The 10426-nt window shown below is 60.4% G+C and carries 12 protein-coding genes and 1 pseudogene; 5 read left to right on the top strand and 8 right to left on the bottom strand.

Going from position 1 to position 10426, the window contains the following annotated elements; genetic code table 11:
- Positions 1–252: 252 nt before the first annotated feature.
- The 8 genes and pseudogenes from KGL31_13635 to KGL31_13600 all read right to left on the bottom strand — a co-directional run bounded on the left by KGL31_13635 (position 253) and on the right by KGL31_13600 (position 7333).
- On the bottom strand, positions 253–1596 hold the full coding sequence (locus KGL31_13635) for a cysteine rich repeat-containing protein (protein ID MDE2322932.1): 1344 nt from the start codon (positions 1594–1596) through the stop codon (positions 253–255).
- Between the two features lie 256 nt (positions 1597–1852).
- Complete coding sequence (locus KGL31_13630) at positions 1853–2005, bottom strand: hypothetical protein (GenBank protein MDE2322931.1); 153 nt, start codon at positions 2003–2005, stop codon at positions 1853–1855.
- A 188-nt stretch (positions 2006–2193) separates the two neighbouring features.
- A complete protein-coding gene (locus KGL31_13625; GenBank protein ID MDE2322930.1) occupies positions 2194–3858 on the bottom strand; it encodes a hypothetical protein in 1665 nt (554 codons plus the stop codon).
- A 98-nt stretch (positions 3859–3956) separates the two neighbouring features.
- Positions 3957–4253, bottom strand: a complete 297-nt coding sequence (locus KGL31_13620; protein ID MDE2322929.1) for a hypothetical protein — start codon at positions 4251–4253, stop codon at positions 3957–3959.
- Positions 4243–4734, bottom strand: coding sequence for a hypothetical protein (locus KGL31_13615; protein ID MDE2322928.1), 492 nt, complete (start codon positions 4732–4734; stop codon positions 4243–4245). Before KGL31_13615 ends, KGL31_13620 begins: the two co-directional genes overlap by 11 nt.
- 86 nt (positions 4735–4820) lie before the next feature.
- A complete protein-coding gene (locus tag KGL31_13610) occupies positions 4821–5168 on the bottom strand; it encodes a DNA-binding protein (protein ID MDE2322927.1) in 348 nt (115 codons plus the stop codon).
- Positions 5149–5445: a hypothetical protein gene (locus tag KGL31_13605; protein ID MDE2322926.1), complete on the bottom strand. Its 297-nt coding sequence runs from the start codon at positions 5443–5445 to the stop codon at positions 5149–5151. The genes KGL31_13610 and KGL31_13605 overlap by 20 nt, the downstream gene beginning before the upstream one ends.
- 150 nt (positions 5446–5595) lie before the next feature.
- Positions 5596–7333: pseudogene (locus tag KGL31_13600) on the bottom strand (NAD-dependent malic enzyme).
- A gap of 198 nt (positions 7334–7531) precedes the next feature.
- On the opposite strand from KGL31_13600, the gene amrS reads away from it, so the two are divergent.
- The 5 genes from amrS (at position 7532) to KGL31_13575 (ending at position 10056) form a co-directional block, all read left to right on the top strand.
- Positions 7532–8587 (top strand): AmmeMemoRadiSam system radical SAM enzyme, encoded by a 1056-nt coding sequence (gene amrS, locus KGL31_13595; protein ID MDE2322925.1) that lies wholly within the window; start codon positions 7532–7534, stop codon positions 8585–8587.
- A 117-nt stretch (positions 8588–8704) separates the two neighbouring features.
- On the top strand, positions 8705–8980 hold the full coding sequence (locus KGL31_13590) for a type II toxin-antitoxin system Phd/YefM family antitoxin (GenBank protein MDE2322924.1): 276 nt from the start codon (positions 8705–8707) through the stop codon (positions 8978–8980).
- 3 nt (positions 8981–8983) lie between these two features.
- The gene (locus KGL31_13585) at positions 8984–9286 is read left to right on the top strand and encodes a type II toxin-antitoxin system RelE/ParE family toxin (GenBank protein MDE2322923.1); all 303 of its coding nucleotides are present in this window, start codon (positions 8984–8986) and stop codon (positions 9284–9286) included.
- Between the two features lie 106 nt (positions 9287–9392).
- A complete protein-coding gene (locus KGL31_13580; protein ID MDE2322922.1) occupies positions 9393–9734 on the top strand; it encodes a nucleotidyltransferase domain-containing protein in 342 nt (113 codons plus the stop codon).
- On the top strand, positions 9703–10056 hold the full coding sequence (locus KGL31_13575) for a DUF86 domain-containing protein (protein MDE2322921.1): 354 nt from the start codon (positions 9703–9705) through the stop codon (positions 10054–10056). Before KGL31_13580 ends, KGL31_13575 begins: the two co-directional genes overlap by 32 nt.
- Positions 10057–10426 lie beyond the last annotated feature (370 nt).

Here is a 10426-nt window from a genome sequence, read left to right as displayed (position 1 = left end):
TCCACCGCAAGAGGCTTTTCTGCACTACACGCGGTTTTCAGCATCCGGCGCTTCCGGATCACGGAGTGACGCGGTCCGGCTGATCGACGAGCGGTCTTTTTGGTGCAGATCGAGCCACTACTGCGGAAGATGGGCTAGTTGGGCGACATGGTGAACTACCCTCCGATTTAAGAACCACAAAAGCACGAAGCCGGCAAGGAGCTTGTAATGCAATTTGCTTCAATCCGAAAACCTCGGAACGATTCTGTGCGGTCAGCGCTTCCACTCGTCATGCGCGGTTTTGATGGCGCTGGAGAAGGCGACCACGTCAGACGGAAACACCTCGATGAATAGCCCGTTCGCGCTCGGCCCCGTCCCCCCTTGGGGATACATGCCCCGGCGAAGCATCTGGAGGAAGGACTGCTCATCGCACGGGATCGCGTTCTGCATCCGCTCCAGGAATCCCTTGCCTCGTCCACCGCAGGCTGCGCCCTTGCCGTACTTGCCGAACCAGATATTGGTCTGCCAGGCGACCGGTACATTGTTCGCACGCGCCAGACCGACGGTTCGCTGGTCCGCAGGCTCGTCAGCGATCAGGAAGCAGTCCTGCACCACCAGGTGCCCGAGGAGGCCCTGCGCCGCCGTGCGTACCAGGTCGTCGAGGAGCCTGTCGTTGATACCGACCGCCTTGGCCCGGGGCATCGGCCGCCCGTCTTCGCCGATGGGCGGGAAGGCGAACAGGACGATGATGGGGAGTGTGACCATCGTGTCCGGGAAGGATCGTTGATACGAAGCCGCGATCCCTTTCATGGCTTGAACGACGAGCGACGGCCGATAGCCGGCCTCTTGCCAAATGCGCGGGTGGTCTGTGACGCATGGGCTCCTGGATTCCGCGGGGGTTGCACCGGGCAGCCCGAGCTCCTCGGTGAGGGTTTGGATGCCCGTGAGCTTGATGACGGCCACGTCGCGGTCATAGCCCGTCTCGCGCAGGTGAGCGGCCAGCTGCGCCAACATGCCGGCGAATGCCGCCTGGTAGCCGGAATCCCAAGGTGGAGGCATCGAAACCTTCTGGCAGGGTTCGTTGCCGCCGTGGTAGTTCACGGCAAAATCGAGGCGCCGGAGACCCAGGCCGAGCGGAGGCTTCTCGAACAGCCACTCCGGATTGCCTTTGCCGGCCGCGACTGAGAGCTCTACCGCCAGATGGTGCGACCGCGCGACCGCGAGCTGGCGATCCATGGCGGCGAAGTCGTAGGTCTTGAACGCCGGCGAGATTTCCGCCCAGGTGAAGTGCACGCCAATGCCATCGACCCCTGGAACCGCGATGGCTTTGTCGAAGTCGCCGTTCTTGATCATCCAGTTAGTGGGCCACACAAAGATTCCGCGAGCGGCTGCAGTCTTGGCACTGGCGCTTAAGCTGCCGCGGCAAGCGGCTGAAAGCTCTGAAAAGTGTTGCTTGAGGCACGCAATGATTCGCCCTTCGCCAGGTTGGACGTCTTTGCACCAGGCTTGCGCGTCGGCCTGGCACGGCCAAGGCTCCGGACTCGCGGCCCAGACTTGCGCGACGCTGAGAACGCTTGCGATCACTACAACCGACTTCAAGTGTTGCATTGCTTTCATCGCAGCTCCATTGACCAGCCGGTAGTGTCTTTGCGGAATGTTGTGAGAGTTTAGCGGCATTACCGGGCAGCCTCCAGTGAAATACCATCAGTGCTGGTGTTGTGTGACTGTCGTTCGGCTCAAAGCGTATGGCTGGAAAAGTGACCGAGCGACTTGCACAAGTGCTAGTCCGACTTCCCTTAACTCCGGCAACTTTGCGATTTCCTCTTCAATCATGTAATCCCCCTATCGACGTGGCAGATGGTGCCCAACGCTGCTATTCACCTGCGGCGGTCCGAGCGACGGTAGGGAGCGAGGCCGCCGTCAGGTGAAACGGCTGGTTCGGCGGCTCGCGGATAGAGCAGGAGCCCCTTGGACCGTCTATGGCGCGCACGGTGCTCTCGCGAACACCTGAAAGCTGACGCGCCACTCGTTTCCCTCTCGCCTGATCAGGCCGATCCTGTTACGTTGCGGCTTCTCAGGCGCTCCATCTCTTCCGGTGACGGTGAATGTCGACGTACCCGTTGACCACGCGACACCGTCGCTTAGGGTGCGAACCTCTTCCCGGAATAGTCCCTGAGTCCGGCTTTGAGAGATGTCTCCAAGCGCTTTAAGCGGTCAATTGCGCGACAGCCTCAATTTGACCACCCTGAAAGCGGAGGCGTCCCAGCTCGACTTCCCTGCCTCCGTGCTCCTGAAATAGAGCCTGGGTTCCTCGCCGGCGATCTTCGGATCGCCGGTTTCACCGAGCAGTGTAACGTACGAAATCGCGCGTGTTCCATCCGTAATCGGTGGCCCAATCGGATCAGACCAATGGATCAAGTCTTTAGTGATCCGAATCGAGAGCCCAGACACGGGTTGCTTCACAAACACGGGCATAATGTAGACATCGAAAGCGCCATCGTAGATCACCCTGTCTGACCCGTTGGCGTTGTAGAGAGGTGTGAACGTTCCGCCGCCGACCGAGAGGTCAGGCGAGTCCCCGGTGGCGGGCTGGCTCCATGGATCCGGGGAACTCGTGTAGTACTTGCGGAAGAGTCTCGCAACCGCGTGCGGGTTTCCCGAGAACACGGCCGAGACCACGTCTTCGTAGTGCGCTCGGGCAACGCCGGGGCACTGCGCCCCGATAGCGCAGAATCCCGGCAGGTCCTTTCCGGAACTCACAAAAAAAACGTAGATGTATGCGTTTCTCGGATCGGGCGGCGGATTGGGCAGGTGCCTGCCGTGCTCATCGGCCACGATCAGCGATCCATAGCCGATGTTTCGATTGTTTGGGCCGCCCTTCGAGGCGGAAAGGGGATCGCTGAGCTGGACGCTCTCTCCCACGACGCTGAATTTGCCCTCGCCGTCAGCCCTGAAAGCCAGGCCCAGCGTCGAGTAGTAACAGGGAACTCCGCCCCCGAAGGGACCACTGCCGGTTGCGCCACACAGGCCCCTGGGATCAGCGGGATTTTTCCAGTGGTATTCGCCCCTGAACGACATGAGCCATCCATGCCTGCCGTGGCCCGCGAGACGAATGAGGTCGCCGCCGCCGGCGTAGTCAGCATTGAAAAGCCATCCGGCGGGGCCGTCACCCTTGCCAAGTACGACGAAGCAGCCGTCGCCACCGGTCACGCGATCCAGCGTTCCGGTGAAGGGACGCACGCCCACCCTCCGCGCGGCGGGCGGGCACAGTTTCCCGCCCCACCCTGTTCCGAAAAAGCGGTATTGGCCGTTTCCGAGCGGTATCGCGCCAAAAGGGCCGTCTGAAGGCCCCCATTCAAACTTGTAACGTCGGAGATCCTGTTGCACCATAAAGGTGGCCGGAGCACTCGCCGTGTAAGTCAGGCGAGGCAAGTCGGCTGGAGTCTGTTTGGCCGGAGGTTCTTTGGCGGGCGGTTCCTCGCGGTTGTTCCCGGGCTTCGATTTCGCCGCAAGACAGGCTGCCCTGACCTGAGGATCAATGATCGGAAGAGGCTTGGCAAATGAAGGCCGCGACTGGCCCTGCAGTATCGGCGTCACGCAGTCCTGCCAAAGGCCCTTTCCCTCGGCTGCCTCGCCCTGAACAAAGCCCGCGCTCTCGCAGGCTGCGGTGATCTTTTCGCACGGGCCGAGCTGCCGCGAGGCAGGAGTCTGAGCGATTGCCCCTGAAATGCCCACACTCAGGACCGCGGCAGAAGCGAAGATGGCTCCAATCCTGTTTTGGCGCCGCAGCATGCGGTCTATTAGAGTGCGAAAGTCAGTGGACAGTCGACAGTTCGGGTCAAGAAGCAAAGCCATTCTGGCGAGAGATGTTGTCTTCATCCAGTTGCTCCTCTGATCGTAGCGGGACTTCCTGGCTGCCGAACTATAAGTAAGCCGCACTTGAAACCGACACAGACTGGCGGCCTATCTCGTCCGCCCTAGAGTCGATCCGCCGGGCGGCGTTGGGGACGCATGGGCCGATAACGCGGCTCCCACTGTCTGGCATCCAGCAGTTGCTCCCACTCCCGAAGCGAGGTTCGCCGGGCGAGCCCCCGGCACTGGGCTCCGAGTTCAACGGCCAGCGCGATGCGACGCGATAGGGCGCGGATCTCTGCAAGCGGCGGCAGGAGGGGCGCGTCGCATCCCGTCTGTGGGGGCGCACTGTCGCTCAGGACCCGGGCGGCGGCCAGGAACATCCTCGGCCAGGGGAATCTCTCCGGCCGGTCACTTGTCACTCCCCATCTGCTGGAACGCCTCGCGGGGTCGATTGTACATGAGATAGGAAAACGGTATCTCATTCAACTTGAAGGAGACGTCCCAAGGAGATACCGTCCCCCTGTTCAAGATCGTCTTGGCCTGAAATTCAAGGTCGTTCATAGAGCCGGTAACGCGGCGATTCAGGGCCTTAGAGAACGACACGAGAAGCATTGAAGATGAAATGAACCGTTCATAGATCAGTTCGAACCCGTCTGCGCGGGTAAATTCCCTGATGTAGCTCGTGACGCGACTCGTGAAGGTGAGGCTATTATTTATCCCGGCGCCGAACATGATCATCGTGTACAAGGACGCACTGTTGGTGATCATGATGTACTGCGCACGGCTCTCGGTAAACAGTCTGGTCGACCAATCGGCGTAACGATTCGCATCAAGAGCCAAGACCTTGGTCGGTCGATCCTTGATCTTCCGGCCGAGGTCGTCGGATATTCTCAATATCATTTCTTGGCATCCAATGCTTACCGTGGACGGCAGCCGACGGAGCGTAGCGACGGAGGGAATCGCAAGCTGCGCTTGCGGCTGTCCGCTCAGGCAGCCTGCAACATGAACTCCACTTTCACCATCTCAAACGGAAACACAATACCGCCCCCCTCGGCTCGCTCAATGAGCCCGGCATTCAGTAGTGCGGTGACGTCGCGATGCACTGCCTTTACATCACGGCCGACGCGACGCGCAGCCTCTCGGATCGACACTGGGCCCGCGCCGCACAATGCCTTCAGTAGTTCCCATCGCTTCGCAGATAAGACCTCCCACAACAGTTCAGGGGTAGCGAAGCTGATACGTGCCGCTTGCTCGGGTTTTCCCGTCTTTCCGACCCGCACGAAGTCGGCCATCGCCTCGGCAGGCGCACGCACATCAAGAATCACGGTTTTCACGGTTCCACCTCGCAATGTCGCGTTGAAAATCGGCGACGAGCTGTTCAAGGGTAGTAAATTCGTAGGTACTCTCCTTGCCGCCAATGTGTCGATGGTCGCCTTTACCCACCTCATTATCGTATCGCAGGACGCATTCACCTCTCACCACATAGGCCAGCCGGTATTTGACGTCATGAGCCGACCCGACCACTGGCTTCCGCATTTGCCATAAGACCAGCTCGGCGAACGCCTCTGCTGAGTAGATAATGCGTCTTCGAAGGAGTTGAGTAGCCTTCATGTTGGGGAAATTACCAAACACTCAGCAATGTTGTCAATTGCTCCATCAACGCCTGGGTGTGTCGCGGTGCCGAACTATAAGTGAGCCGCACTTGAAACCGACAAAGGCCGGCGGCTTCCCCCCAACAATTGGCGGCCTATCTCGGCCGCCCTAGAGTCGATCCGCCGGGCGACGTTGGGGACGCATGCGGCAATAACGGGGCTCCCACTGTCTGGCATCCAGCAGTTGCTCCCACTCCCGAAGCGAGGTTCGCCGGGCGAGCCCCCGGCACTGGGCTCCGAGTTCCACGGCCAGCGCGATGCGACGCGATAGGGCGCGGATCTCTGCAAGCGGCGGCAGGAGGGGCGCATCGAATCCCGTCTGTGGGGGCACGCTGTCGCTCAGGACTCTGGCGGCGGCCAGGAACATCTCGTCTGTGACACGCCGGGACCCCGAGGCGATCACACCCAGGCCCAATCCGGGGAAGACGTAGGCGTTGTTACACTGGCTGATCGGGATGGTGCGTCCTTGGTACGCGACACCTGGGAAAGGGCTGCCGGTTGCCACCAGCGCCCGCCCCTCGGTCCAGGCCACGAGGTCGGCCGGCGAGGCCTCACACTGGGCCGTCGGGTTGGAGAGCGGTAAGAGGATGGGGCGCTCAACCTGCCGGGCCAGGGTCCGGATCACTTCTTCAGTGAAGGGCTTGGGCTGGCCGGTCACGCCGATCAGCGCCGTCGGTTGCGCGCGACGCACTACCTCGGCCAGGGAAATCTCTCCGGCCGGTCCGCGCTCCCAGCCGGCGAGCCGCTCCAGCGGCTGGCGGTAACGCTGCTGAGCCGGGTTGAGATCGCGCATCCCCGTGTGCAGCAGACCGTGGCGCCCGACCAACCAGAGCCGCGATCGGGCCTCATCCTCGGATAACCCTTCATGGACCAGCGCCGCCACCAGCAGATCGCTGATACCCGTCCCGGCCGAGCCGGGGCCCAAGATGACCACGCGCTGGCTGCCCAGGGGGCGGCCGGTGGCCCTCCCCCCCGCCAGCAAGGCGGCGAGGGTGACCGCCGCGGTCCCCTGGATGTCGTCGTTGAAACTGCAGAGCCGGTCGCGGTAGCGGTCGGTCCCGCAGTGTACGGGCATGATCCTTGCCAAAGTCCTCCCATTGCAGCAGCACGCCAGGCAGGTGCCGCTCCACAGCCTGCACGAACTCCTCCACGAAGGCATCGTAGTCCGGCCCGCGCACGCGTTCATGCCGCCAGCCGAGGTAATCCGGATCCGCCAGCCTCTCCGGGTTGTTCGTTCCCACATCGAGCACGACGGGCAGCGTCCGGCCGGGGTCTACCCCGCCGCACGCGGTGTACAGGGCCAACTTCCCGACTGGAATGCCGATCCCGCCCACCCCCTGATCGCCGAGCCCGAGGATGCGTTCGCCATCGGTCACGACGATGACGTCTACCTGGCGATACGGCCGGTTTTCCAGAATGGTGTCCATCTCCTGCCGTTGTGGATAGGAGATGAACAGTCCGCGAGACCGGTGGTAAATATGGCTGTAGCGCTGGCAGACTTCTCCCACCTCCGGGGTGTAGATCATCGGCAACATCTCGGTGAGGTGGTCTTGCAGCAGGCGGTAAAATAGCGTTTCGTTCCGGTCCTGCAGGGCACGGAGGAAAAGGAAGCGCTCCAGTGCCGTCGTCTTCTTCAGGTACTCCTCATACCTCCGGGTCGCCTGTTCCTCCAAGGTGCTTACGCGGAAAGGCAGCAGGCCGACCAAGCCGAAGTCACGTCGCTCCTGTTCGGAAAAGGCGCTTCCCTTGTTCAACAGGGAGCAGTCCAGCAGCAGCCGACCCCGGAGGGGGACCTCCAGGACCGTCTCGCCCGTACGATCATCGATAACTTCTGTGACATCGATCATGTCCATCTCCGCTCCCGTCGATGCACTCTATAACGAGGTGATCCGAGGTGTCAATGCATCCATAAGCGCGACGAGAAAACCAGCGCTGAGCCCAAATGGCAAAAAGTCACGAAGAGCGGCAACTTGTAGGAGGCCAAGCGGAGCGCTATATTGTGAGTAGGAACTGAGACAACGAGGCTTATCAACCAGAGGACTCCCATGTCGGCCGTGATAACCCTTGCTGATACCTTAGCCCGACTCACCAAAGAGGGAGAGCTGTACGAGGAGCTTCCCAACCAGCGGGTGCGGTGCTATGCGTGCGGTCACCGCTGCCTGATCCCGGAGGGGCGACAAGGGGTCTGCCGGGTCCGGTTCAACAAGGGGGGCGTCCTGCAAGTTCCCACCGGCTACGTCAGCGCCTTGCAGGTCGATCCGGTGGAGAAGAAACCGTTTTATCATGTGCTCCCCGGTTCACTCGCCATGAGCTTCGGGATGCTGGGATGCGATCTGCACTGCAGTTACTGCCAGAATTGGCTCACGTCGCAGGTTCTGCGCGATCCTGAAGCTATGAGCCCGCTGGAGCTGAAGTCGGCCGACGACCTGATCGGCATGGCCACACGGTACCGCGCGCCGATCGTTGCCAGCACCTACAACGAGCCCCTGATCACCAGCGAATGGGCGGTCGAGATCTTTCGCCTGGCCAGGGCGAACGGCTTGAAGACCGCCTACATCAGCAACGGTAACGGCACCCCCCAGGTCCTCGAGTACCTGAAGCCGTGGGTGGACCTGTACAAGGTCGATCTGAAGGGGTTCAACGACGCTAACTACCGGAAGCTGGGCGGGGTGTTGGGAAACGTCCTGGACACCATCACGCTGCTCGTGGCAAAGCAGTTCTGGGTCGAGATCGTGACCTTGGTTGTTCCCGGCTTCAACGACTCGAATGAGGAGTTGACCCAGATCGCCGAGTTCCTGGCGTCCGTCTCCGTCGATCTGCCCTGGCATGTCACGGCGTTCCACCAGGATTACAAGATGCTGGACCACGCCAACACGACGGTGGCGACCCTGCTTCGAGCGGCCGAGATTGGAAAGAAGGCTGGCCTGCATTATGTCTATGCCGGGAATCTGCCGGGCCGCGTCGGCACTCACGAGAACACCTACTGCCACGCCTGCCACACCCTGCTGATCGAGCGGGACGGCTACACCATCCTCAAGAACACCCTCACCGACGGCGCCTGCCCCTCCTGCCGGACCACCATCCCCGGCGTCTGGAATTAGCCTCAAGACTTTTCCCCCGTACTGCTTTCCGCTTGACACACACCACCAGGGGATTACAATCCGCTTACGAGGGGAATATTGGCGATACGCTTAGACGTATGGTAGGAGGTAAGACTAATGGGTAAGGTGCCGAAGATCATTCCGATCACTGATCTTCGCCAGGATGCGGCGCGGGTGCTCAAGCGCGTTCAGGACACGAAAGAGCCGGTCATCATTACTCAACGCGGTCGGGCCGCAGCGGTGATGTTGAGCACAGCCGCGTACGAAAAGGCGGAGCATGACAGGCAGCTTCTTCGCCTCCTCGCACGCGGGGATAAGGAGATTGCCGCGGGAAAGGGGTTTGATCTGGAGACCGTAATGGCGGAGGCCGATCGGCTATTGGCAGAAGATTGATCGGTGAAAATTCTCTTTACCCCGTCAGTCAGGGCTCAATTCCTTTCCGCTCTCGCCTATATCCGCCGCGACAAACCCGAGGCCGCATTGCGGTTCCGCCGACGCGCGGAGACCGCTCTAAAAAGACTCGTGAAATTTCCGGATTCAGGCCGGGCGATCCCCGAGTTTTCCGACCTTCCGCAGCGTGAAGTCGTCATTGCGCCGTACCGCTTCTTTTATCGTGAGAAGGGGAAGGCGGTCTGGATTGTTGGCGTGTGGCATGGGGCGCAACACCCAACTGTTCCCGAGGACGTTGAAGACGTCTAACCGACTCCCAAGAAGGAGTTGACAACTCCGAAGAAGGGCGAGACACTGGCTGCGGTTGTCATTCGAGCAAATCTGCGACGCCTAAGTCACGGTGGGATACGGAGTTATGAACGCAGTAATGGAGCTGATTGAGAAGAAGCGTGGCGAGATCACCGAGCTTTGCCACCGGTACGGGGTGGAGCGTCTCTACCTCTTTGGATCGGCCGCTGCCGGGCGGTTCCATCCGCCTTCGAGCGATGTCGATTTTATTGTGGAGATGACGGATCGGCAGCCGAACGCCACTTATGCGAATCGTTACCTTGGATTGGCGGAGGAGTTGGAACGTCTTTTCGGATGGCCCATCGATCTTATCACGGAACAGTCGATCCGCAATCCCTACTTTCGGCGTGAAGTCGAGGCTACTCGCCGACTTCTCTATGGACAACCGCGCGAAGAAGCTCCTGTTTGATGTGTTCGTATCCGGCCGAAGCATCAGCGAATGGTGCGAGGGGCGTAGCTTTTCCGAATACGAAGAAGATCGCCAGTTCCGTCGGGCCGTCGAGCGTGAATTTGAAATTATCGGCGAAGCACTGAACCGGTTGACGCAGATCGACCCCACGACAGCCGCCCGTATTGCAGATCTCAACCGTATCGTGGGTTTTCGTAACCGTATCATCCATGGCTACGACGCCGTTGACGACGCCACCGTCTGGGGTGTCGTTGAGGGTCATCTTCCCCGGCTCCTCGTAGAAGTGGAGGCGTTGTTACGGGACGCCGGGGAAAGCGTTTAAGCGGCGATGGTATAGTGTGAAGGTTGAATAGCCTGAGAGGAACAGCCTTTGCCGTCGTGCGGATTCATAAGGAGTTGTTGCTAGCTACGCGAGAAGCCTGGAGCAGCTCTCCTGGCTTTAAAAACGGTTGGTCGGGGTAAGCTGATCAGTATACGCACTAGTTAGGCGCCCTTCGGTTGTAACGAATATGGCAAAGCCAATACATGATTACCATCGCTTATACAGAATCGAGCTATATTCAAAAGGTGTGCAAATAGGAGAAAGGCGGTGTACCCTCTCGGGTGACATTTGAACCCACCGGGCAGACACCCGGTCAACGAGAGGAGAGCACCGCCATGACGAAGCAGACCACAGAACCGACCACCGAGTC

Source organism: Candidatus Methylomirabilota bacterium, assembly GCA_028870115.1.
Taxonomy (GTDB): domain Bacteria; phylum Methylomirabilota; class Methylomirabilia; order Methylomirabilales; family Methylomirabilaceae; genus Methylomirabilis.
This window is presented reverse-complemented; position numbering and strand designations above follow the sequence as displayed.

What these genes read in the sequence shown, in the direction of transcription:
- KGL31_13580 (MDE2322922.1), top strand. Translation starts at nt 9,393, where the DNA reads ATGAACGCAGTAATGGAGCTGATTGAGAAGAAGCGTGGCGAGATCACC.
- KGL31_13590 (MDE2322924.1), top strand. Translation starts at nt 8,705, where the DNA reads ATGGGTAAGGTGCCGAAGATCATTCCGATCACTGATCTTCGCCAGGAT.
- amrS (MDE2322925.1), top strand. Translation starts at nt 7,532, where the DNA reads ATGTCGGCCGTGATAACCCTTGCTGATACCTTAGCCCGACTCACCAAA.
- KGL31_13635 (MDE2322932.1), bottom strand. Translation starts at nt 1,596, where the DNA reads ATGAAAGCAATGCAACACTTGAAGTCGGTTGTAGTGATCGCAAGCGTT.
- KGL31_13615 (MDE2322928.1), bottom strand. Translation starts at nt 4,734, where the DNA reads ATGATATTGAGAATATCCGACGACCTCGGCCGGAAGATCAAGGATCGA.
- KGL31_13625 (MDE2322930.1), bottom strand. Translation starts at nt 3,858, where the DNA reads ATGAAGACAACATCTCTCGCCAGAATGGCTTTGCTTCTTGACCCGAAC.
- KGL31_13605 (MDE2322926.1), bottom strand. Translation starts at nt 5,445, where the DNA reads ATGAAGGCTACTCAACTCCTTCGAAGACGCATTATCTACTCAGCAGAG.
- KGL31_13575 (MDE2322921.1), top strand. Translation starts at nt 9,703, where the DNA reads ATGGACAACCGCGCGAAGAAGCTCCTGTTTGATGTGTTCGTATCCGGC.